17 protein-coding genes are annotated in these 22,781 nt (G+C 70.1%); 12 read left to right on the top strand and 5 right to left on the bottom strand.

Annotated elements, in window-relative coordinates:
* Positions 1-3: 3 nt before the first annotated feature.
* From DM480_RS08685 to DM480_RS08660, 6 genes are all read left to right on the top strand, one after another.
* Positions 4-2,451 carry a S9 family peptidase gene (locus DM480_RS08685; protein ID WP_115378475.1) on the top strand — a complete coding sequence of 816 codons (2,448 nt, stop codon included), beginning with the start codon at positions 4-6 and terminating at the stop codon, positions 2,449-2,451.
* Positions 2,448-3,005, top strand: coding sequence for a septal ring lytic transglycosylase RlpA family protein (locus DM480_RS08680; protein ID WP_115378474.1), 558 nt, complete (start codon positions 2,448-2,450; stop codon positions 3,003-3,005). The genes DM480_RS08685 and DM480_RS08680 overlap by 4 nt, the downstream gene beginning before the upstream one ends.
* Positions 3,006-3,151: 146 nt before the next feature.
* Complete coding sequence (locus DM480_RS08675; RefSeq protein WP_115378473.1) at positions 3,152-4,342, top strand: histidine-type phosphatase; 1,191 nt, start codon at positions 3,152-3,154, stop codon at positions 4,340-4,342.
* A gap of 100 nt (positions 4,343-4,442) precedes the next feature.
* Positions 4,443-5,723, top strand: coding sequence for an MFS transporter (locus DM480_RS08670; protein WP_115378472.1), 1,281 nt, complete (start codon positions 4,443-4,445; stop codon positions 5,721-5,723).
* Entirely contained in the window at positions 5,720-6,841 is a 1,122-nt protein-coding gene (locus DM480_RS08665; RefSeq protein ID WP_115381046.1) for a metallophosphoesterase family protein, read from the top strand. The genes DM480_RS08670 and DM480_RS08665 overlap by 4 nt, the downstream gene beginning before the upstream one ends.
* Positions 6,838-8,088: an arsenic transporter gene (locus DM480_RS08660; protein WP_198665778.1), complete on the top strand. Its 1,251-nt coding sequence runs from the start codon at positions 6,838-6,840 to the stop codon at positions 8,086-8,088. Before DM480_RS08665 ends, DM480_RS08660 begins: the two co-directional genes overlap by 4 nt.
* A gap of 19 nt (positions 8,089-8,107) precedes the next feature.
* On the opposite strand, the gene DM480_RS08655 is transcribed toward DM480_RS08660, so the two are convergent.
* Positions 8,108-8,977, bottom strand: a complete 870-nt coding sequence (locus DM480_RS08655; protein ID WP_115378470.1) for an SMP-30/gluconolactonase/LRE family protein — start codon at positions 8,975-8,977, stop codon at positions 8,108-8,110.
* 91 nt (positions 8,978-9,068) lie between these two features.
* On the opposite strand from DM480_RS08655, the gene DM480_RS08650 reads away from it, so the two are divergent.
* The 6 genes from DM480_RS08650 (at position 9,069) to DM480_RS08625 (ending at position 14,914) form a co-directional block, all read left to right on the top strand.
* Positions 9,069-10,616 (top strand): aldehyde dehydrogenase (NADP(+)), encoded by a 1,548-nt coding sequence (locus DM480_RS08650; RefSeq protein WP_232833921.1) that lies wholly within the window; start codon positions 9,069-9,071, stop codon positions 10,614-10,616.
* 141 nt (positions 10,617-10,757) lie between these two features.
* Complete coding sequence (locus DM480_RS08645) at positions 10,758-11,630, top strand: 2-dehydro-3-deoxygalactonokinase (protein ID WP_115378469.1); 873 nt, start codon at positions 10,758-10,760, stop codon at positions 11,628-11,630.
* Positions 11,627-12,265 (top strand): 2-dehydro-3-deoxy-6-phosphogalactonate aldolase, encoded by a 639-nt coding sequence (locus DM480_RS08640; protein WP_115378468.1) that lies wholly within the window; start codon positions 11,627-11,629, stop codon positions 12,263-12,265. Before DM480_RS08645 ends, DM480_RS08640 begins: the two co-directional genes overlap by 4 nt.
* Positions 12,262-13,254, top strand: a complete 993-nt coding sequence (gene araD1, locus DM480_RS08635; protein WP_115378467.1) for an AraD1 family protein — start codon at positions 12,262-12,264, stop codon at positions 13,252-13,254. Before DM480_RS08640 ends, araD1 begins: the two co-directional genes overlap by 4 nt.
* A gap of 29 nt (positions 13,255-13,283) precedes the next feature.
* On the top strand, positions 13,284-14,192 hold the full coding sequence (locus tag DM480_RS08630) for a Gfo/Idh/MocA family protein (protein ID WP_232834196.1): 909 nt from the start codon (positions 13,284-13,286) through the stop codon (positions 14,190-14,192).
* A gap of 110 nt (positions 14,193-14,302) precedes the next feature.
* A complete protein-coding gene (locus DM480_RS08625) occupies positions 14,303-14,914 on the top strand; it encodes a hypothetical protein (RefSeq protein WP_405053274.1) in 612 nt (203 codons plus the stop codon).
* 49 nt (positions 14,915-14,963) lie between these two features.
* On the opposite strand, the gene DM480_RS08620 is transcribed toward DM480_RS08625, so the two are convergent.
* The 4 genes from DM480_RS08620 to DM480_RS08605 form a co-directional block, all read right to left on the bottom strand.
* A complete protein-coding gene (locus DM480_RS08620; RefSeq protein ID WP_115378465.1) occupies positions 14,964-16,295 on the bottom strand; it encodes a family 43 glycosylhydrolase in 1,332 nt (443 codons plus the stop codon).
* Positions 16,292-19,543: a glycoside hydrolase family 2 TIM barrel-domain containing protein gene (locus DM480_RS08615; protein WP_115378464.1), complete on the bottom strand. Its 3,252-nt coding sequence runs from the start codon at positions 19,541-19,543 to the stop codon at positions 16,292-16,294. Before DM480_RS08615 ends, DM480_RS08620 begins: the two co-directional genes overlap by 4 nt.
* A gap of 153 nt (positions 19,544-19,696) precedes the next feature.
* Positions 19,697-21,508 (bottom strand): IlvD/Edd family dehydratase, encoded by a 1,812-nt coding sequence (locus DM480_RS08610; protein ID WP_115378463.1) that lies wholly within the window; start codon positions 21,506-21,508, stop codon positions 19,697-19,699.
* Between the two features lie 13 nt (positions 21,509-21,521).
* Positions 21,522-22,664 (bottom strand): aldose epimerase family protein, encoded by a 1,143-nt coding sequence (locus DM480_RS08605; RefSeq protein ID WP_115378462.1) that lies wholly within the window; start codon positions 22,662-22,664, stop codon positions 21,522-21,524.
* Positions 22,665-22,781 lie beyond the last annotated feature (117 nt).

Below are 22,781 nucleotides of genomic sequence, written 5' to 3'. Positions count from 1 at the left end.
CCGATGCGCGCGACGTTCGCTCTGTTGCCCCTGCTGCTCTGCTCGACCACGATCGCCGCCGCCCAGACGCCGGCCGCCACCGGCTATCACCGCGCGCCCGATGCGATCGCGAAGATACTGGAGACGCCGCCGACGCCGGGCGCCGCGATCAGCCCCGACCATCGCACGCTCGGCATCATCGTGCGCGAAGGGTTGCCCAGCATCGCCAACCTGTCGAAGCCGATCCTGCGCCTTGGAGGCTATCGCATCGATCCCGCCACCAACGGCCAGGCCGAAGTGCGCACGCAATGGCTGACCGGCCTCAGCTTCAAGAATATCGCCAGCGGGCGCGAGACGCCGGTCGCGTTGCCCGCCGGCATGCGCTTCACCGCGCCCGTCTGGTCGCCCGACGGCGCGCGCATCGCCTTCCTCGCGCAGGAGCCGGACGGGCTCGCTTTGTGGGTCGCCGATCGCGAGGGCGGCACCGCACGCAGGGTCGCCGGCGGCGTCAACGCGGCCTTCTCGGGCGATGCCTTCGCCTGGCTGCCCGACAGCCGCAGCCTGATTGCACGACTCGTCCCCGCCGGCCGCGGCGCCGCACCGGCGGAAACCGCGACGCCCGACGGCCCGGTGGTGCAGGAGAGCAACGGCCGCCGTTCCGCCGCGCGCACGTATGAGGATCTGATCGGCAATGCGCACGACGCCGCGCTGTTCGACCATTATTTCACCGGCCAGCTCGCGCGCGTCGACCTGGCGGGCGGCACGCCGGTCGCGGTCGGCCAGCCGGGGCTGTACAGCGATTTCAGCGTCTCGCCCGATGGCCGCTACCTCCTAACCCAGCGGCTGAAGCGTCCCTATTCCTATCTGCTGCCCGCCAGCTTCTTCCCGACCGAGATCGCGGTCGCGACGATCGACGGGCAACCGGTGAGAACGATCGTCGACCGTCCGCTCGCCGACGACCTGCCCGTCGATTTCGACGCGACCGTCAAGGGCCCGCGCGAGGTGGAATGGCGCGCCGACGCACCAGCGACGCTGGCCTGGGCGGAGGCGCTCGACGGCGGCGATCCCAAGGCGAAGGTGCCGTTCCACGACCGCGTCGTGATGCAGGCCGCGCCCTTCACCGCACCGCCCGTCGAATTGGCGAAGACGCAGAGCCGCTTTGCAGAGGTGATGTGGGGCGACGGCGGCTTCGCGCTGATCGGCGACCGGGAGTGGAAGACGCGTACCGAGCATCGCTACGCCGTATCGCCCGATGCGCCGGGCGCGCCGCGCCTGCTGCTGACGCGCAACTACCAGGACCAATATGGCGATCCCGGCACGCCGGTGACCGAGGCGAATGCCGCGGGCAAGCCGGTGATGCGCTTCACTCCCGATCACGCCGCGGTCTTCGTCAGCGGCAACGGCGCGACCAAGGCGGGCGCCTTTCCCTTCCTCGCGACCATGCCAGTCGCTGGCGGAGAGCAACGCCGGCTGTGGACCGCCCGGGCGCCCTATTACGAAACACTCGTGTCGATGCTCGACGACAGGGGCCAACGCATCCTGACCCGGCGCGAAAGCGCGACGCAGCCGCCCAATTACGTGGTGCGCACCGTCAAGGGCAATACGGCGCGCCCGGTCACCGCCTTCGCCGATCCCGCGCCGGTGTTCGCGGGGGTTAAGCAGCAGACGATCACCTACAATCGCGCCGATGGCCTGCCGCTGTCGGGCACGCTCTACACGCCGGCGGGCTATGACGCGAAGCGCGACGGCCCGTTGCCGACGCTGCTCTGGGCCTATCCGGCCGAATTCACGGACGCGAAGGTCGCCGGCCAGACGGTGGACCAGGGCAACCGCTTCGTCCGCCCGCGCGGGATCAGCCACCTGTTCCTGCTGACGCAGGGCTATGCGGTGCTCGACAATCCGGCGATGCCGATCATCGGCGAAAACGGCGCCGAGCCCAACGACACCTACGTCAAGCAATTGCGCGAAGATGCGGAGGCCGCGGTCGACGCGGTCGCGAAGCTGGGCGTCGGCGACCGCAGCCGTATGGCGGTGGGCGGGCACAGCTATGGCGCGTTCATGACCGCCAATCTGCTCGCGCACACCGACCTTTTCCGCGCCGGCATCGCGCGGTCGGGCGCGTACAACCGCACGCTGACGCCATTCGGCTTCCAGGCGGAACAGCGCACCTATTGGCAGGCAACGCCGACCTATACGGAAATGAGCCCCTTCACCTACGCCAACCGCATCAAGACGCCGATCCTGCTGATCCACGGCGGCGCCGACGACAACAGCGGCACCTTCCCGATCCAGTCGGAACGCATGTATGCCGCGCTGAAGGGCAATGGCGCGACGGTGCGCTACGTCGTGCTGCCCAACGAGCCGCACGGCTATCGCGCGCTCGAATCGACGGAGGAGACGTTGTGGCAGATGACCGACTGGCTCGACCGCTACGTCAAACCGGCAAAGGGCGCCCCCGCCCCCGCCGAATGACGGGCGCGGCCGCCGGCATCACACTCGCGCTGGCGCTCGCCGCCTGCGCGGGCGGATATCGGCCGGTCAGCGACACCCCGGTCCGCATCGGCCGGCCCTATACGGTGCGCGGGCATACTTACGTTCCGGCGGCGCAGCCGGGCTACGACATGCTGGGCTATGCGACATGGTATGGCGGCGAATCGGGCAATCGCACCGCGCTCAGGGAAAAATTCCGCCCGCGCTGGCCGACCGCGGCGCACCGCACCCTGCCGCTGCCCAGCTATATCGAGGTGACCGCACTCGACACCGGCGCGCGCATCCTTGTGCGCGTCAACGATCGCGGGCCGTTCGGCGGCGGCGACAGCCGGATCATCGACCTGTCGCGCGCCGCCGCCGACATGCTGGGCCTGCGCGGCGGCCCGGCGGCGGTGCGGGTGCGCGTCGTCGAGCCCGGCGAGCGCGACCGTGCCCGCCTGCGCCGCGGCAAGCCCGCCGCCGCGCTGCCGCCCATTCCCGCGGATCAGGTGCGCGCCCTCCGCACGCAACTCGGCGGCGCCATTCCCTCGCGCTGACGCCCACCCTCAATGGCCGGTTTCGGTCGAAATCCGATCCGTTTCGGCCATAAAGATGTAACGTAGCCGTAATAGTCCTATGGATGGGGCAGAAGCGGCCGCATAACGCGCCGGCCCGCGTAACGAACCTGCCAGGGTGAAGGCCGATGATCCACCTGCTCCTCGCCGCCGCGCTGTCGTCGGTCTCAGCCCCGCCCGCCGACGCGACGCCGCCCGCGCTGCGCATCGACCGCGTCGTCATGGTGATGCGTCATGGCGTTCGTGCCCCCATCGACGGCGAAGTGCCGGCGGATACGCGCAGCGGCGCGCCCTGGCCGCGCTGGCCTGTCCCGGCGGAACAGCTGACGCCGCACGGTGCCGCCGCGCTCGAACTGCGCGGCGCGCAGGATCGCGCCTGGCTCGCGGACAAGCGCCTGTTCACCGCCGCCGGCTGTCCCGAACGCGGCACGGTGCGCATCCGCAGCAATACCAGCCAGCGTACGATCGACAGCGCCGCCGCCTTCGCGCGCGGCTTCGCGCCCGGCTGCGGCCTCACCGTCGATCATCAGCCCGCCGGCACCGTCGATCCGCGGTTCGAAGCGCTACGCGCGCCGGGCAGCGGCTTCGATCCCGCCGCCGCGATCGCGTCGATCAACCGCTATACCGGCGGCATGGATCGGCTGACGCAACGCCATCGCGCCGAACTCGACCTCCTCGACCGGGTGCTCGCCTGTCCGCAGCAGACCGGGTGCACGCCGCGCGACGGCGCCGCCGTGCGCGCGAGCGCCGACGGGCGCGGCATCGAGCTAACCGGTCCGATCCGGCGCAGCTCCGGCATCGCGCAGGTGCTGCTGCTGCAATATGCACAAGGCCTGCCGCCGGCGCAGGTCGGCTGGGGCCGCGCCGATGCCGCGACGATCAAGCGGCTCGGCGCGCTGCATGCCGCGCTGTTCGACGTGTTCACCCGATCGCCCTACATGGCCGCGCGCCAGGCCGGTCCGCTCGGTCGCGCCATGCTGGCATCGCTGGAGGCGCGTCGCGCGCCTCGCCTTGACCTGTTCGTCGGACACGACACCAATGTCACCGCGCTCGCCGCGGCCCTGCGCGTCGACCTCGTCAGCCGCGACTATGCAAGCGGCGACGTGCCGCCCGACGGCGCGCTCGTGCTGACGTTGCTGCGCGATCCCGCAACCGGCGCGCGCTTCGTGCGCACCAGCTACCGCATCCAGCCGATCGAGGCTTTGCGCATGCTGCAGCCGGGGGTGGAGGGCATGTTGCTGCGCGTGCCCGGCTGCGCGATCGACTGTCCGCTCGACCGGTTTGCGACGATCATGATGAACCGCCTGTCGGTGCGCTGATCGCGGCCGTGTATACAATTATTTAGGCAGCATCGGCCCGGCGCGGACCCAAAGCATCGTAACATAGTTTTGCTGCGGCCCCTCAACGCGAAGGTGACCGATGGCGACCACGCTTCCGATGGACCGGTCCGGCAAAGCGCCGGACCGCGACGATACGCGCCGCGCGCGCGGCCTGCTCCAATCGCTCAATTTCTTCATGGCCGACATGCAGGCGGGTATCGGCCCGTTCCTGGGCGTCTTCCTGCAACAGCGCGGCTGGCAGACCGGGCCGATCGGCACCGTGATGACCGCCGGCGGCGTCGCCGGCATGATCATGACCGTGCCCGCCGGCGCGTTCATCGACCATACCGAAAAGAAGCGCTGGGTCGTCGTCGTCACCGGGATCTGCACGGTGCTCGCCTCCTTCCTGATCCTGTGGTCGCAATCGGGGCTGGTCGTCACCGTCAGCCAGGTCGCGACCGCGATCGCCGGCGCGGCGATCGGTCCCGCCGTCACTGGCATGACGCTCGGCATCGTGCGGCAAAAGGGATTCAACGCACAGAACGGCCGCAACCAGGCGTGGAACCATGCCGGCAACATGGTCGGCGCGGGGCTGTCCGGCTGGCTGGGCTGGAAGTTCGGCATGCCCGCGATCTTCTATCTTGCCGCGGCCTTCGGCGTGCTTGCCATCGCATCGGTGCTGATGATCCCGGAACGCGCGATCGACCACAAGGCGGCGCGCGGTCTGGAGAGCGATACGGACGATGACGGCGCGGGCGACAGCAAGGCCGAAGGGTTCAAGACGCTGCTGCGCAACAAACCGATGCTGATCCTTGCCGCCTGCCTCGCCTGCTTCCACCTCGGCAACGGCGCGATGCTGCCCCTCTATGGCCTCGCCGTCGTCGGCGCGGGCAAGGGCAATGCCGCGACCTTTACCGCGACCACCGTCGTCGTCGCGCAGGCGGTGATGATCGTCACCAGCCTCGTCGCGATGAAGATGGCGGCAGGGCGCGGATACTGGCTGGTCATGCTGATCTCGTTCGCGGCTTTGCCGGTGCGCGGGCTGATCGCGGGCAGCGTCATCGAACATTGGGGCGTATGGCCGGTCCAGGCGCTCGACGGCATCGGCGCGGGGTTGCAGAGCGTCGCGGTGCCGGGCCTCGTCGCCTGCCTGCTCAACGGCACCGGCCGCGTCAACGTCGGCCAGGGCGCGGTGATGACGGTGCAGGGCGTGGGCGCCAGCCTGTCGCCGGCAATCGGCGGATGGCTGGCGCAGCTGATCGGCTACAAGCTCGCCTTCTTCATCCTCGGCAGCTTCGCGCTCGTCAGTCTCGCTTTGTGGATCGGATTCGCCGCGACGCTGCGCCCCGCCTGCGCCGGGACGAAGGCGGACGCGCAATGACCGCGTCGATCGCCTGGGTCCATGTCGGCGACCTGCATCTGGAAGCGGTCGCGCCCGAAAACCTCGCGCGCTTCGAAGCGATCGTCGCAGAGATCGCGCAGCATCTCGCGGGGCAGGTCGACTTCGTCTTTCTGCCCGGCGACAATGCCAACCATGGCGAGGACGACCAGTATCGCGCGATGCTGACCGCGCTCAATCGCCTGCCCGCCGGCATGCCGTGGCGGATCATTCCCGGCGACCACGATGTCGAGCCGGGCCACCTCGCCGTCTACGAAGCCGCGGTGCCGCAAGAGAACCGGCCGGAGGCGGAAACGATCGGCGGCTATCGCTGCATCTACCTCGACATCATCACCGCCGGCGCGGGCGGCCCCGATTTCCGCCTGACCATGCACGATCGCAACCGCTTACGCGAAGAACTCGCCACCGCACGGGCGGCGGGGCAGGTGCCGCTCGTTTTCATGCACGCCTTCCCCTGCGACCTCGCCGCCGATGGCGACGAGATCGCGCGCACGTTCGCCGACGCGGGCGTCGCCTTCGTCGACACCGGCCACACCCATTACAACGAGCTGCTGAACGACGGCGCGGTCGTCTATGGCGCGACGCGCTCGACCGGGCAGATCGAGGAGGACGACGGCGCCCCCGGCTATACGATCGTCGCGCTGCACGACCGCGTGCCGAGCTGGCGTTTTCGCCGCACCGGCGCGGCCTGGCCCCACGTCCAGATCGTCTCGCCCTGCGACCTGCGCCTCGTCACCCGTCCGTATGATACAGCGCAAGTGCCCCGCCCCGGTGCGGTCGACGTCGTCGCGCGCGTTTTCGGTACGGCCGACGCGCCCGTGCTCGTCTCGGTCGACGGCGACGCGCCGCAGGTGATGACGCGCGACGCGGACGGGGGCTGGCACGCGCGCGTCGTCGTGCCCGCCGGTCGCCACGCGATCCGCGTCGCCTGCGGCGCGGGCGAGGACGTCATCGACCTGCTCGTCCGCCCCGTCGACCAGATCCCCAAACGTTATGGCCTGGTCGCGCCGGGCCACAGCTGTCACAGCGTCGGCGCATGGCCGGCCGCGGGGATCGACGGGTTCCAGCTTGGACCGAACAGGAACGGGGGCAAGCAGTGATCCTGGCCACGGGCGCGACCTGGACGGTGGCCGGCCTCGCCACCGCAGGCGTCATCACGCGGCCGATGCGCTGGCCCGAATGGATCTGGGCGGTCGGCGGCGCGGCGCTGCTCGTCGTCACCGGCCTGGTGCCCCTGACGGCGGCGGGCGGCGCGGTGGCGAAGGGCCTCGACGTCTATCTCTTCCTGACCGGTATGATGCTGCTCAGCGAGGCAGCGCGTACGCATGGCGTGTTCGACTGGATCGCCGCGCTCGCGGTCAATCGCGCAAGGGGTTCGACGCCGCGGCTGTTCGGCCTCGTCTACCTGACCGGCGTCGTCGTCACGACCTTCATGTCGAACGATGCGACCGCGGTCGTGCTGACGCCGGCGGTCTTCGCGGTCGCGCGGCGGGCGGAGGCGAACCCGCTGCCGCTGCTGCTCGCCTGCGCGCTGATCGCCAATGCGGCAAGCTTCGTGCTGCCGATCTCCAACCCCGCCAATCTCGTCCTCTACGGCGGGCACATGCCGCCGCTCGGCCGCTGGCTCGGCTCATTCGCGCTGCCGTCGCTCGTTGCGATCGTCGCGACCTATCTGGCGCTGCGCATCCTCGAGCGATCGCGGCTGCAGGGGGCGTGCGCCTGCGACGTCGCGGCGCCGACGCTGAGCCGCGAGGGCAAGGCTGCGCTCGCGGGGATCGTTGCGACCGCGGTGCTGCTGCTCGTCGTCTCCGCGCTCGACATCGAACTCGGCCTGCCGACCGCGCTGGCCGGCATCGCCACCGCCCTGTTCGTGTCGGTCATCGCGCGCGCATCGCCGCTCGCGCTGGCGAAGGACGTGTCCTGGGGCGTGCTGCCGCTCGTCGCCGGCCTGTTCGTACTGGTCGAGGCGCTGGACCGCACCGGCGTGATCGGCTGGGTGGCGGGGCTGCTGCGCGCCGCGGCGGCGCGCCCGGTGGAGGGCGCCGCCTGGGCCGGCACGATCCTCGCCTTCGGATCGAACCTGATGAACAACCTGCCCGCCGGCCTCATCGCCAGCACCGCGGTCGCGCAGTCGCAGCCGCCGCGCGTGATGGTCGACGCGTTGCTGATCGGCGTCGACCTCGGCCCCAACCTGTCCGTCACGGGATCACTCGCGACGATCCTGTGGCTGCAGGCGATCCGCCGCGAGGGCGAGGACGTCGGCTTCTGGCGCTTCCTGAAGGTCGGCGCGGTGGCGATGCCCGTCGCGCTCGTGGCGGCGCTGGGGGTGCGGCTGGCGATCGGCTGACCGCCCCCAGGGGTCGGTTTTATCCCACTTTGGCCAGCGTCTGCGCCTGTCCCGGCACGTCGACGCGGAACGCGAAGACGTTGCCCGCCTCCGGCTGCGCGGCCAAATCGGCGTCGCTCAATCCCTTGCGGGCGCTGGTCGCATAAGCGGTCATCAGGTCTGCACCGCCCAGCGCGACCTTGGTGATGTTCGCCGCGGGCAGGCGTACTTCGGTGCGTAGCGTCCCGTCGGGCGCGTAGCAGCGCGCCGCCCAACCGCCCCACAGGGCCAGCCAGACGTTGCCCGCCGAATCGACCGACACGCCGTCTGGATGACCGTCCGCCGGATCGATCCGCACGAATTCGCGCGGGGTACCGGTCGTCCCGTCCGGCGCGACCGGCACGGCATGGATGATCCCGCCGATCGTATCGACGTGATACAACGTGGCGCCGTCCGGGCTGATGCCCGGTCCGTTGGTGATGGTGACCGCCGGGATATCCGTCGTCGTGACGCCCGTGCCGTCGAACCGGTGCACGCGGCCCGTCGCCTCGCTCTCGCCGTCGTCCATCGTCCCGAACCAGACGGTGCCGTCAGGGCCGACGGTCGCATCGTTCAGCCGGTTGCCGGGCAAGGCGGGCTCGGGATCGTGCAGATGCGTGAAGCTGCCGTCTTCGGGATCGAACCGCGCCAGGCCCGTCTGCAAGCCCGCCAGCAGGGTGCCGTCCGCGGCGGGCAGCACCCAGCCGATCTGCGCCGGCGCGTCCCAGCGCGCCGCATCCTGCCCCTCGATCAGGCGATGAACGTGCCGGCCCTTGATATCGACGAACCACAGGCAGCCGCGGCCTGCATCCCACACCGGTCCCTCGCCCAGCGTTGCCTGGCCGTTCCACACGGTACGCACTTCGCTCATCGAAACTTCCTCTCTCGTCACCCCGACGTTGTTGTGGATCGCCGGTCGCCTACCTATAGACGCCCTATACCAGCAAATAAGTCAGACAGAAGTGGAGACCGTCGTGAGTGAAGCCGATCCGCAGCAGAGCTTCCGTGGCCTCGCGGCCGCGACCGGAACCCCGCTGGAGCCTGCCTATCCCGTCAGCACGCTCGCCGATGTCGACGCCGCCTGCGCCGCGGCGGAGGCCGCCTTCGACGCCTATCGCGCGACCGACGCCGACGCGCGTGCCGGCTTTCTGGACGCGATCGCCGACGAAATTCTCGCGCTCGGCGACGCGCTGCTCGACCGCGCGTCGCAGGAAAGCGGCCTGCCGCTCGCGCGCCTGACCGGCGAGCGCGGGCGCACCGTCGGCCAGCTCAAATTGTTCGCACAGGTCGTGCGCGACGGCTGCTGGCGCGGCGTGCGCATCGATCCGGCGCAGCCCGATCGCCAGCCGCTGCCCCGCCCCGACCTGCGCCTGCGCATGATCCCGGTCGGCCCGGTCGCGGTGTTCGGCGCGTCCAACTTCCCGCTCGCCTTCTCGACCGCGGGCGGCGACACCGCCAGCGCGCTTGCCGCCGGTTGCCCGGTGGTGGTGAAGGGGCATCCAGCGCATCCCGGCACCGATGCGATGGTCGCCGACGCGATCCGCGCCGCCGCGAAGCGTACCGGCATGCCCGACGGCGTGTTCGGCCACGTCCGCGGCCCCGCCAACGAGCTCGGCGCGGCGCTGGTCGCCGATCCGCGCATCGCCGCGGTCGGCTTTACCGGCTCGCGCGCCGGCGGCCTTGCGCTCGTCCGCATCGCGCAGGGCCGCGACGTGCCGATCCCCGTCTATGCCGAAATGTCGAGCATCAATCCCGTCGTGCTGATGCCGCATGCGCTGGAGACGCGCGGCGCGGCGCTCGGCACCGCCTTCGTCGGATCGCTGACGATGGGCGCAGGCCAGTTCTGCACCAACCCCGGCCTGCTGCTCGCGGTGGAGGGTCCGGGCCTCGACGCCTTCGTCGCCGCGGCGAAGGACGCGCTGGCGGCGCACGACCCGCAGCCGATGCTGACCGGCGGCATCCGCCAGGCGTTCGCGCACGGCACCGCCGCGCTCGCCGCCAATCCGAACGTCGAAGAGGTCGCCGCCGGCCGCACCGGCGACGGCGTCGCGCGCGAGACGGCGCGGTTCTTCTCGACCACCGCCGACGCCTTCCTCGCCGACGCGGCGATGGGGCATGAGGTGTTCGGCGCGTCGTCGCTGCTCGTCCGCTGCGCCGACATGGATGCGCTCGCCAAGGTGCTCGCCACCGTGGAGGGGCAGCTGACCGCGACGCTGCATTTGGATGCGGAGGATCGCGCCGCCGCGCAGCCGCTGATCCCGATCCTCGAGCGCAAGGCGGGCCGCATCCTCGCCAACGGCTGGCCGACCGGCGTCGAGGTCGCGCATGCGATGGTCCACGGCGGGCCCTTCCCGGCGACGTCGGACGGCCGCACCACGTCGGTCGGCACGCTCGCCATCGACCGTTATCTACGCCCGGTCTGCTACCAGGACCTGCCCGCAGAGTTGCTGCCCGCGGAACTGCACGACGGCGCGGAAGGCCCGAAGCTGGTCGACGGCAAGGCGGCCTGAGCCTCGGAAATCTCGACCGCTCGCCCAAAGCCCCATTCCCCCCTCCCGCTTGCGGGAGGGGAATTGCCGAGCCAAGTCGCTTGACCCCGCCGCTGCGCCCGGGATATTGTCCAACAAATAGGAAGAGGAGCGCCTGCGCCGGTGAGCGACGCCTGCATTGCGATCGACTGGGGAACGACCAACCGCCGCGCCTATCTGCTGGCTGCGGATGGCGCGGTGCGTGACACGATCCGGGACGATCGCGGCGTTCTGGCGATGGCGGCCGACGACTATCCGCGCGACATCGCCGCCTTTCGCCGCCGCTGGGGCATGCTGCCGGTGATCGCGGTCGGCATGGTCGGCTCGACGCGCGGCTGGCACGAGGCGGCCTACGTCGCCGCTCCCGCCGGCCTCGACGCGCTCGCCGCCGCCTGCCTGCGCCTGCCCGACGATATCGCGATCGTCCCCGGCGTCGCGCTGACCGGCGCGCGTGCCGACGTGATGCGCGGCGAGGAGGTGCAGGCGCTCGGCGCGGTCGCCGCCGGCCTCGTTCCCGCCGATGCGCTGCTTGCGCAGCCGGGCACGCATAACAAATGGATCGCACTGCGCGGCGGCCGCATCACCGATATCGCGACGGCGATGACGGGCGAGCTGTTCTCGCTCGTCAAGGGCCATGGCATCCTCGCCGGCATGCTCGACGGCGCGGTGGCGGATGGCGATGCCTTTCGCGCCGGTATCGCGCGCGGGGCCGGCGCGCGCGACCTCGCCACCGCCTTGTTCGAGGTGCGCGCGCGCGTGCTGCTCGGCACGCTCCCCGCCGACGATGCCGCCGCCTTCGCCAGCGGCGTGCTGATCGGCGCGGACGTCGGCGCGCGCGGCGACGTACCGGGCGCCACCGTCCACCTGCTCGCCATCGGCGGGCTCGCCGACCTTTACGCCGCCGCGGTCCGCGCGTGCGGCGGCACACCCGCGACGATCGACAGCCACGCCGCCTTCGCCGCCGGCGCGCACGCCCTTTGGAAGATAATCCGATGACCGACCTGATCGATCGTTTCCACGCGGCCTTTGCCGCCTGTCCCCTCGTCGCGATCCTGCGCGGCCTGACGCCGGAGGAAGCGCCCGCGATCGGCGATGCCTTGGTCGAGGCGGGGATCACCCTCATCGAGGTGCCGCTCAACTCGCCGCGTCCGCTCGACAGCATCCGCCTGCTCGCCGACCGGCTCGCCGGCCGTGCGCTGGTCGGCGCCGGCACCGTCCTCACCGAAGCCGCGGTGGCGGACGTCGCCGCAGCCGGCGGACAGCTCATCGTCTCGCCCAATACCGATCCCGCGGTGATCCGCGCCAGCGCCGCGCGCGGCCTCGTCTCGCTACCCGGCTATTTCACGCCCAGCGAGGCGTTCGCCGCGCTCGCCGCGGGCGCGACCGCGCTCAAGCTCTTCCCCGCCGACGGCGCCAGCCCGGCGATGCTCAAGGCGCAGCGCGCGGTGCTGCCGCACGACGTCGCCGTACTCGCGGTCGGCGGTGTTTCGCCGGAGACGATCCCGACGTGGCGCGCCGCGGGTGCCGACGGCTTCGGGCTCGGCTCCAACCTCTATCGCAGCGGCAAGGTCGCCGCCGATGTCGCGGCCGACGCCGCGCGCTTCGTTTCCGCCATCAAGGACCCGGCATGACCCTTCGTCTCCTGCAGCATCTCGGCCCGGACGGGACGCGCCGCGTCATCCTGTCCGACGCGGACGGCAGCCGCTTTCTGCGCGGCGTCGACACGACGCTGACGCTGGCGCAGGCGGCGATCGCCGAGGGCACCTCGCTGGCCGATGCCGCCCGCACGCGCGCGAGCGACGAGCGCGTCGATATCGCCGCCGAACTCGCCGCCGGGCGCCTGCTGCCGGCGATCGACCATCCCGATGCGGCGCGACTGACGCTGGCGGGCACCGGCCTCACCCACCTCGGTTCCGCCGAGGGGCGCGACGCGATGCACAAGGCCGCGGCGTCGAGCGACCGGCCGACCGATTCGATGCGCATGTTTCTGGAGGGCGTTGAGGGCGGCAAGCCTGTTGCCGGCGCGATCGGCCAGCAGCCCGAATGGTTCTACAAGGGCGACGGCCAGGCGTTGGTCGGCCCCGGACAGCCGCTGACCTCGCCCGCCTTCGCGCAGGACGGCGGCGAGGAGCCCGAGCTTGCGGGCGTCTACCTGATCGGTGACGACGGCACGCCCTTCCGCCTCGGCGTCGCGCTCGCCAACGAATTCAGCGACCACGTGACCGAACGGCACAATTACCTGTGGCTCGCGCATTCGAAGCTGCGCCAGGCCGCGCTCGGCCCCGAACTGCTGATCGGCGACGTGCCGTCCGACATCCGCGGCACCAGCCGCATCGTCCGCGACGGGACGACGCTGTGGGAAAAGCCGTTCCTCACCGGCGAGGACAATATGTCGCACAGCCTCGCCAATCTCGAATACCATCACTTCAAATATGGCGGATTCCGCCGGCCCGGCGACCTCCACATCCACTTCTTCGGCACCGCGACGCTTTCCTTTTCCGATCAGGTGCGCACGCAGGCGGGCGACGTGTTCGAGATCGAGGCGCCGCCCTTCGCGCTGCCGCTGCGCAATCCGCTCGCCATCGCGGCCGACGCGCCGGTGACGGTGCGCGCGCTGTGAGCACACCGATCCGCCTCGCGCTCGTCGGCATGGGCAAGATCGCGCGCGACCAGCATCTGCCCGCGATAGCCGCCGATCCGCGCTTCATGCTCGTCGCCACCGTCAGCCGCCACGGCGGGCCGGAGGGCGAGCTGCCCTTCTTTCCCGACATCCACGCGCTCGCCGCCAGCGACGTCGCGGTCGACGCGGTCGCGCTGTGCACACCGCCGCAGGTCCGCCGCGCCATCGCCGAAACCGCGATCGCCAACGGCTGGCACGTCTTCCTCGAAAAGCCGCCCGGCGCGACGCTGGCGGAGGTCGAGGCGCTCCGCGTTGCGGCCGAGGCGAAGGGGATCAGCCTGTTCGCCAGCTGGCACTCACGCTACGCACCCGGTGTCGAGCCGGCGCGGCGATGGCTGGCGGACAAGACGCTGCGCAACGTCACGATCACCTGGCGCGAGGACGTGCGCGTCTGGCATCCGGGGCAGACGTGGATCTGGCAGCCCGGCGGCTTCGGCGTTTTCGATCCCGGCATCAACGCGCTGTCGATCGCGACGCATATCCTGCCGCGCCCCTTCTTCGTCGAGGAAGCGGAACTCGACGTGCCGTCGAACTGCGCCGCGCCGATCGCCGCCCGCATCGCCTTCCGCGACGCCGCCGACGTGCCCATCGCGATGGACCTCGATTTCCGGCAGGAAGGGCCGCAAAGCTGGGACATCGTCGTCGAGACCGACCGCGGTACGCTCACGCTGGCGAAGGGCGGCTCCGAACTGTCGGTCGGCGGCGGCGAGATGCCCGTCGCCGAAGACGCGCTGCACGGCGAATATCCCGGCCTCTACGCCCGCTTTGCAGAGATCGTCGCGGCGAGCACGTCCGACGTCGACGTCGCGCCGCTGCGCCATGTCGCCGACGCCTTTCTGCGCGGCCGCCACATCAGCGTCGAACCCTTCGTCGAATGAGCGATCGGGAAAGGCTCGCAACGGAGCCTTTCCCGATTGACTGGCGCGCCGTCCCAGCCATCATCCGCGCGACGATCCGGGGGGGCCGGATCGACGGAACGGGGGATTTCATGATGTCACGGATTTTGGCGTGCGCGGCACTCGTCGCGCCGGCGGCGGCGTTCGCGCAGGCGGCGCCCGTCGCGCCCGTGGTGCCGGCCGCACCGGTACCCGCCGTCGCCACCGCGGGGCAGGCGGTGCTGCGCACGGGCACGCCCGTGCCACTCAAATTGGCGGAAGAACTGACCACGAAGGGTAAGAAGCTGAAGGTCGGCCAGCGTTTCCGCCTGGAAACCGCCGCGCCGGTGCTGGTCAACAACGTGATCGTCATCCCCGTCGGCAGCCCCGCGGTCGGCGAGGTGATCGACGTGCGCAACAAGGGGATGTGGGGCAAGTCGGGCAAGCTCAACGCACGCGTGCTCTACGTCACCGTCAACGGCCGCCAGATCCGCCTCAGCGGCGCATTCGACGACAAGGGGACCGCGGGCGGCGTCGGCGCGGTCGCGACCTCCGCGATCGTCTTCCTGCCCGCGGGCTTCTTCATGACCGGCACCAGCGCGCGCGTCGCGGTCGGCACGCCGGTGCAGGGCTTCGTCGACGAGGACGTGCCGCTCGCGCTCGCCGATGCGGGGCCGGCCCCGCTCGTCGTCTCCGCCGCCAGGCCGGTCGGCGCGACGCAATGATACGCCCGGCGTCGTCCCGGCCGATGCGCCGGGGCGACGCCGTCGCCCTTTAGTCGATCACCCATTCCCACGCCGCGCCATCGCCGTCCGGGAAGACGAGACGCAGGTAGCGCGCCTGGACGGCGTGCGGCACGACGATCGGCGATCCGCTACGCGCCGCGACGGCTGCGATGCTGCGCCACGTGGTGCCGTCGTCCGACGCCTCCACCCCGAAGCGGTACGTGTGCGTGGGAAACTCGGGCAGCAGCCGCGTCGCGCTGACCGCGCGCCGCGCGCCCAGATCGGCGACCAGCGTGCGCCCGCGCCACAGGGTCGCGAAATTGTCGTCCGCCGCCTTCGCACCCTCCGCATCCGTCGCGCGCCAGCGGAAGCCGCGCGTCCGCTGCGCGGCGAAACCGTCGACCGCGCTGCCGTGCGAGGGGACGACGGTGCCGATCGTCCCGTCGCGGCCCAGCGTCAGCGGATCGACCGCGACCTGGCGCAGCACCGCGTCGCCGCCCTGCGGCCACGGCAGCGCCTGGCGGTGATAGAGGATGTAGGCGTGGCCGTCCGACCGGAACACCGCATGATGGCCGGGGCTGACGATGTCGCGCGCCGCGTCGGTCTGCAGGATCGGGCTGTTCGCGCCTTCGCGGAACGGGCCGAACGGCGTGTCGCCGGTCGCATAGCGGACCTTGTACGTGTCCTTCGTCGTGTTGCCGTCGCTGTAGGTGAGCAGATATTTGCCGCCCGCCTTCACCATGAACGGCGCCTCGAAATAATGCGCCGGCGTCACGTCGCGCGGCGCGCCGTCGAAGCTGACCATGTCGGACTTCAGCCGGACGACGAAGCAATGTCCGTTGGTCCAGTTGAGGCCCGATCCCCAATACAGATAGGCGCGGCCATCGTCGTCGACGAACGCCTCCGCGTCGATCATATGAAAGGCGGGGGCGAAGTCGCGCGCGACGAGCGGTGTGCCGCCGTGCGCATCGCGCCACGGCCCGGCGGGCGACGGCGCGCTGCCCACCCAGATCTCGCTGCCGACCGACACGTACATGTACCAGCGGCCGTTCGGCGCGCGGACGACGGAGGGTGCCCAGACCTTCGTATCGCCCGAGGTCGGGCTGGTCGCGGCCTGCTTGGTCGGCCAGTCGGGCGTCGAGAAGCGCCAGTCGCGGCCGTTGTCGCTCGTCCACAGGCCCAGCCGGTCGCCGCCCCAGGGATCGATCGTCGCGAGGATGTACCAGCGCCCGCCGTCGCGCACGATCGAGGGATCGGCGAAATAGCCGGGCAGCAGCGGGTTGCGGTCGCCCGGCGTGTCCCAGCGCGGCGCGGGCGCGTCCGCCGCCATCAACGCCGCCGCGGCGAGCGGCAGCAGCGAGAGCAGGCGCGCGCGCATCATTCCTCGCCCGTCGCGCTGGCGGGCCGCGCCTTGTCCGGCGTCGTCCCGTCCCCGGTGAACGGCGTCAGGCGGAAGGCGACGCGCGTCGGCTCCGCCTTGGTGCGATATTGGGGCAGCGGCTTGCCGAATTCGCTCCACTGCGTATCGCCGCCGACGCCCCATTGCGCGCCATCGACCAGCAACGTGACCTGCCCGTGCGGCACGATATCGGTCGACTTCCACGTCCCCGGGGTATGCCGATCGAGGTCGGCATAGGGGAAGGCGAGCGCGTTCATCATCAGCGGCGCATCGCCCTCGACGCGCAGGCCCGCAGCGCCGTTCGCGCCGACGCCCGACAGTTCCATCCAGCGCACGTCGACCTTGTTGCCGGTTTCCTGCGGGCGGATGAAGTCGTGGTTCTGCTCCGCGATCTTGCCCCGCCACAGGCCGATCGGCGCGCTCGTCTTGCGGTCGACGTAGCTTTCGTGCGGCCCGCGGCCATACCATTCGACCGTCGTGATGTCGGTCGGCATCGCGAAGGCGAACCCGACGCGGAACGGCGGCGGCAGATCGGTCTTCACCGGCGTCAACTGCCCCGCCACCGCGACGCCGCCGTCGGCCGCCATCGTGTAGGTGGTGGTGAATGTCGCCGCCCCGTCGCCGAGCGCGTAATCGACCGCCACCTCTGCCCCGCCGCCGTTGCGCCTGCTCCGCACCGCCGTCACGCGGCGCGTGTCGCTCATCGCCTTCCACACCGCGAGCTGCTTGTCGACGCCGATACCGATGTCGTTATCGGTCACCGCGCGCCAGAAATGCGGGGTGCCGCCGGTCAGCAGCACCTTGCCGCCGCGCCCGTAGCTGCGGATCAGCCCCGTCCGGCGATCGACGACCAGCGCCGCATCGCCCAGCGACAGCGTCACGGCGTCGCGCGTCTCTCGCAGCTGCGCGCCCGGCATCCCCGCCGGCAGCGGAGCCCGGGGCGTGCCGCCGGGCGAAGCGCCGAGCGCGAACTGCTCGAACCCGACCAGCGTCCCGCCGGCGACGCCGGGCACCGCGCCATCCCTGCTGCGTACATTGACCGTCACGAAATATTCCGCCCCCGGCTTGCGCGCATAGCCCGCCAGCGGCAGCGTCACGACCTCCGCGCTGCGCGCCGCGGTGGTCAGCGCCGGCAACGCGCCCCGCGCCACCGCGACGCCATCTTCGTCGAGCACCCAGTCGAACGTAAAGCCCGACAGGTCGCGGAAATCGTGGCGGTTGCGCACCGTGACGCGGCCGCTCGCGGCGTCGAAGCCGTCGAACTGCACCGGCGCATAGACCTTGCGCAGCTCGTACAACTGTGGATTGGGGGTGCGATCCGATTGTAGCAGCCCATCACCGAATTCGATGTCGCCGCCGGGGTTGGGGCCATATTCGCCGCCGTCGCCCCAGTACCGCCGCCCGTCCTTGGTGTAACGATACATCGACTGGTCGACCCAGTCCCACACGAAGCCGCCCTGCAGTTTGTCGGGATGCGCGTAGATCGTGTCCCAATAGTCCTTCAGGTCGCCGCCCGACTGACCCATCATATGCGCATATTCGCACTGGATCATCGGCTGCTTGAACGTCCAGTTCTTCGCATAATCCGCCATCTTCACCGCCGGATCGTACATCGGCGCATAGATATCGGCGAACCAGTTGGGCCGATGATCGTGGATCCCGTCCCACGTCCCCCAGCCAAGGTAGCTGACGAGGCGCGACGGATCGCGCGCCTTCGCCGCCGCGGCGGCCGCCTCGAAATTGGGGCCGATGCCCGCCTCGTTGCCCAGCGACCAGAAGATGATCGAGGGATGGTTCTTGTCGCGCTCGACCATGTTGACGACGCGCGACACGTGCGCGTCCTTCCACGCGGGATCGAAGCCGACCTGATATTTGGCGCGGTCGTCGGGATGCTTGTTCGCGTAATCCATGTACGCGTGGCTCTCGATATTCGCCTCGTCCATCACATAGAGGCCGTAGCGATCGGCGAGTTCGTAGAGATACGGGTCGTTCGGATAGTGCGAGGTGCGGATGGCGTTGACGTTGTTGCGCTTCATCAGCTGCACGTCCTTTTCCATCAACGCGCGGCTGACGACGTGGAACGTCTCGGGGTCGTGCTCGTGACGGTTCGCGCCGCGGATCGTGATCGGCCTGCCGTTGACGGTGACGCGGCCGTCGATGATCGCGACGGTGCGGAAGCCGATCCGCGCCGACGTCGACTGCGCCAGCGCGCCCTTGTTGTCGTAAAGCTCGACCAGCAAAGTGTAGAGGTTTGGCGTCTCCGCGGTCCACGGCTTCACCCCCGGCACCGTCCCGGTCAGCGTCAGCGTGCGATCCGCCTTGCCCGCCGCGACCGGCCGGCGCCCCTCCGCAACGATGCGGTCCCCGTCCATCAGCACATAGCGCGCCGACGTCGCCGCCCCCGGCGTCACCGCGAGGTCGACCGCCAGTGTGCCGTCGCGATAGGCGGGATCGAGCCCGGCGTGGACGAAGAAGTCGCGGATGCGCGTCGCCGGCGCGGCGATCAAATAGACGTCACGCTCGATCCCCGACACGCGCCAGAAATCCTGATCCTCGAGGTAACTGCCGTCGGACCAGCGGACGACCTGGATTGCGACCACGTTCTTGCCCGGATGGACGAAGCGCGTGACGTCGAATTCGCTCGGCAGCTTCGAATCTTCCGAATAGCCGACCTTCTGCCCGTTGACCCACACGGTGTACGCCGATCCCGCTGCGCCGATATGAAGCAGCACGTCGCTTCCCTGCCAATTGGCGGGCAGGTCGACGTCGCGCCGGTACGATCCCACCGGATCGGTGGCGTGCGGGATCAGCGGACGGTTGGCGGGAAAGGGATAGGTGATGTTGTTATAGCGCGGCTGGTCGAACCCCTCCGCCTGCCAGTCGGCGGGGACCTTGATCGTCTTCCAGCCCGATGCGTCATAGCCCGGCTGTTCGAACCCTGTGGGCAATTGGTCGGCGTTGGGCGACAGCGCGAATTGCCACGCACCGTTGAGCGACAGGAACCGCTTCGACCGGGCGGGATCGTTGGCGACGGCCTGCGCGCGGCTTTCGTAGGGGAAGCCGGTGGCGCGGGCGGGCTCCTTGCCGATGTAATTGACCGCGGGATTTTCCCAGTCGGGACGGCTGGCGTCGACCTGCACCGGCTGCACCTGCGGCGCGCCGTCCTGCGCATGCGCCGCGCCCGCCATCAGGCCGACCAGCCCCGCCCCCGCCAACATCAGCGCCCGCATAGTCTCTCCCATGATCGTTGCGATCGGATCGCATCTTCTTTGTCTGACAATAGCCGATAAAGGATCGTGTTCAACCCCCGGCCGGCGGAATGCGAAACGGGCGCCCCGCCGATCTGGCGGGGCGCCCGTCCATCGCGTGCCGGTGATCGCCGATCAGTGGTTGTCGCGCGGCAGCCCCATCGTCTGTGCGATCCGCTGATACTTCTCCGCGCCTTCCAGGATCGCGCCGGTGTTCATCTGGCCGACGACGGACCGCTGAATTTCCTGCCACGGCGTCTGCGAGGCGGGATAGGGGTAGCCGCCCGCCGCCGCCAGCGCGGCGCGACGCTCCGCGAGTTCCGCATCGGGGATCAGAACGTCGACCGTCCCCTTGTTGAGGTCGATGCGCACCCGGTCGCCCGTCTGCAGCAGCGCAAGGCCGCCCATCGCCGCCGCTTCGGGCGAGGCGTTGAGGATCGACGGGCTGCCGCTGGTCCCCGACTGGCGGCCGTCGCCGACGCAGGGCAGAGCATGCACGCCTTCGGTGATGAGATAGGCGGGCGGGCGCATGTTGACGACTTCCGCCGCGCCCGGATAGCCGACCGGCCCCGCGCCGCGCATGAACATCACCGTCGCGGGCGTGATGCCGAGCGAGGGGTCGTCGATCCGGTGGTGATAATCCTCCGGCCCGTCGAATACGATCGCCGGCCCTTCGAACGCATCGGGATCGTCGGGGTTGGACAGATACCGGTCGCGGAATTCGTCGGAGATGACGCTGGTCTTCATGATCGCCGCGTCGAACAGATTGCCCGACAGGACGATGAAGCCCGCGCGCTCCTTCAGCGGCCGGTCATACGGGCGGATCACCGCCTCGTCCTCGATCGCGCACCCACGGCAATTGTCGCCCATCGTGCGGCCGTTGGCGGTGATTGCGTCCTCGTGGATCAGCCCCTGCGCCATCAGCTGGTTGACCACCGCGGGGACGCCGCCGGCGCGGTAATAATCCTCGCCCAGATACTCGCCCGCCGGCTGCAGGTTGACGAGCAAGGGCACGTCATGGCCCTGCTCCTGCCAGTCCGTCAGCGGCAGGTCGACGCCGACGTGGCGCGCCAGCGCCGCGAGGTGGATCGGCGCGTTGGTCGATCCGCCGATCGCCGAATTGACGCGGATGGCGTTATGGAACGCCTCCTTCGTCAGGATGTCGGAGGGCTTCAGATCCTCGTGCACCATATCGACGATGCGCTTGCCGGTGCGCCACGCGACTTCCTGGCGGTCGCGATAGGGCGCGGGGATCGCCGCCGATCCGGGCAGCGACATGCCCAGCGCCTCGGCCAGGCTGTTCATCGTCGTCGCGGTGCCCATCGTGTTGCAATAGCCGGTCGACGGCGCCGACGAGGCGACGAGGCGGATGAATTCCGCATCGTCGATCTCGCCCGCCGCGAGCAGCTGGCGCGCCTTCCACACGATCGTGCCGCTGCCCGTCCGCTCGCCCTTGTGCCAGCCGTTGAGCATCGGGCCGACCGACAGCGCGATCGCCGGGATGTTCACCGTCGCCGCCGCCATCAGGCAGGCAGGCGTCGTCTTGTCACACCCGATCGTCAGTACGACGCCGTCGAGCGGATAGCCGTACAAGACCTCGACGATACCCAGATAGGCGAGGTTGCGGTCCAGCCCCGCGGTCGGCCGCTTGCCGGTTTCCTGGATCGGATGGACCGGGAATTCGATCGCGATGCCGCCCGCCTCGCGAATGCCCTCGCGCACCCGCTCCGCCAGCACCAGGTGATGGCGGTTGCATGGGCTGAGGTCGCTGCCGGTCTGCGCGATGCCGATGATCGGCTTGCCCGAGCGCAGTTCCTCGAGGCTGAGGCCGAAGTTCAGGTAGCGCTCTAGATAGAGCGCGGTCATGTCGATGTTCGCCGGATTGTCGAACCAGGCGCGGCTGCGCAGCTGCTTCGGGGCGTCGCCCGTCTGGGCCTCGGTGGTCATGGATAGGCTCCGGTCAGCGCGCCACGGAGACGCGATAGATCATGCGGTGGTGATAGGGCTTGCCCGGGTCGACGCGCGCCGATCCGAAGGCGGGATGGTTGGGCGTGTCGGGGAACACCTGTGGCTCCAGCGCGAAGGCGTCGCCCATGCGATAGACGTGGCCCTGCTTGCCGACGATCGTGCCGTCGAGGAAATTGCCGGTGTAGAATTGCACGCCCGGCTCGGTGGTCAGTACCTCGAGCACGCGGCCCGATGCCGCATCCTCGACCCGTGCGGCCAGCTTGGGTTCGGCGGTGCGCCCCTTGTCCAGCACGAAATTATGGTCGTAGCCGCGGCCGAGCACGATCTGCGGGTCGCGGCCGTCGCGGATGTCCTGGCCGATCACGCGTCCCTGCGTGAAATCGAACGGCGTGCCCGCCACCGGCTTCAATTCGCCGGTCGGGATCAGGGCGGCGTCGACGGGGGTGTAGCGCGCCGCCGGCACCGTCATCCGCTGCGCGTAGATGCCGCCCTGCGATCCCTCGCCCGCCAGGTTGAAAAGCGCGTGGTTGGTCAGGTTGACGATCGTCGGCGCATCGGTCTTCGCATCCATGTCGATGGTCAGCGCGCCATTGTCGTCCAGCGTGTAGGTCGCCGTGACGTTCAGCGTGCCGGGATAACCCTGGTCGCCCGCCGGGCTGGTCAGCGCCATCGTCACGCTCGCCTGCGGCCCCTGTTTCACCGACACGATCCGCCACACCGCCTTGTCGAAACCGGTGGTGCCGCCGTGCAGCGAGTTGGTCTTGTCGTTGAGCGGCAGCTGGTATGTCTTGCCGTCCAGCACGAACCTGCCGCCCGCGATCCGATTGGCGTAGCGGCCGACCGTCTGCCCCCAGAAATTGGGCTGCGTCACATATTCCGCCGCGGTGTCGTGGCCGAGCGTGATGTCGGCGGCCTTGCCGTTGCGGTCGGGCACCTCGAACGATTGCAGCGTCGCGCCCAGCGTCATGATGCGCGCCCGCACGCCGTTCGCGCCGGTCAGCGTCACCGCCTCGATCTTCGTTCCGTCCGGCAATTGGCCGAATGCGCCGCGCGTCGCGGTCGATGCGGACACCGCCCCCGGCGCCAGCAGGCTCGCAAGGACGGCAGACGACAGCAGCGTGGCAACCTTTCGCATCGTTCTCCTCCCGACCGGCCGTTTCCCGATTGACCGTGTCTTGGACGGCATATAGTCAGACATATAAGAGCGCAAGCGATTGTGCCGGGGGAAGATGCAGGTTTAGTGTCGGTCCCG

It is taken from the genome of Sphingomonas sp. FARSPH, from assembly GCF_003355005.1.
Lineage (GTDB): Bacteria > Pseudomonadota > Alphaproteobacteria > Sphingomonadales > Sphingomonadaceae > Sphingomonas.
This window is presented reverse-complemented; position numbering and strand designations above follow the sequence as displayed.

Bases quoted from the DNA above. Each gene is read 5' to 3' on its own strand.
- DM480_RS08605 (WP_115378462.1), bottom strand. From the start codon at position 22,664: ATGCGAAAGGTTGCCACGCTGCTGTCGTCTGCCGTCCTTGCGAGCCTG.
- DM480_RS08665 (WP_115381046.1), top strand. From the start codon at position 5,720: ATGACCGCGTCGATCGCCTGGGTCCATGTCGGCGACCTGCATCTGGAA.
- DM480_RS08680 (WP_115378474.1), top strand. From the start codon at position 2,448: ATGACGGGCGCGGCCGCCGGCATCACACTCGCGCTGGCGCTCGCCGCC.
- DM480_RS08615 (WP_115378464.1), bottom strand. From the start codon at position 19,543: ATGCGGGCGCTGATGTTGGCGGGGGCGGGGCTGGTCGGCCTGATGGCG.
- DM480_RS08675 (WP_115378473.1), top strand. From the start codon at position 3,152: ATGATCCACCTGCTCCTCGCCGCCGCGCTGTCGTCGGTCTCAGCCCCG.
- DM480_RS08630 (WP_232834196.1), top strand. From the start codon at position 13,284: ATGGGCAAGATCGCGCGCGACCAGCATCTGCCCGCGATAGCCGCCGAT.
- DM480_RS08640 (WP_115378468.1), top strand. From the start codon at position 11,627: ATGACCGACCTGATCGATCGTTTCCACGCGGCCTTTGCCGCCTGTCCC.
- DM480_RS08655 (WP_115378470.1), bottom strand. From the start codon at position 8,977: ATGAGCGAAGTGCGTACCGTGTGGAACGGCCAGGCAACGCTGGGCGAG.
- DM480_RS08610 (WP_115378463.1), bottom strand. From the start codon at position 21,508: ATGACCACCGAGGCCCAGACGGGCGACGCCCCGAAGCAGCTGCGCAGC.
- DM480_RS08625 (WP_405053274.1), top strand. From the start codon at position 14,303: ATGATGTCACGGATTTTGGCGTGCGCGGCACTCGTCGCGCCGGCGGCG.
- DM480_RS08620 (WP_115378465.1), bottom strand. From the start codon at position 16,295: ATGATGCGCGCGCGCCTGCTCTCGCTGCTGCCGCTCGCCGCGGCGGCG.
- araD1 (WP_115378467.1), top strand. From the start codon at position 12,262: ATGACCCTTCGTCTCCTGCAGCATCTCGGCCCGGACGGGACGCGCCGC.
- DM480_RS08670 (WP_115378472.1), top strand. From the start codon at position 4,443: ATGGCGACCACGCTTCCGATGGACCGGTCCGGCAAAGCGCCGGACCGC.
- DM480_RS08685 (WP_115378475.1), top strand. From the start codon at position 4: ATGCGCGCGACGTTCGCTCTGTTGCCCCTGCTGCTCTGCTCGACCACG.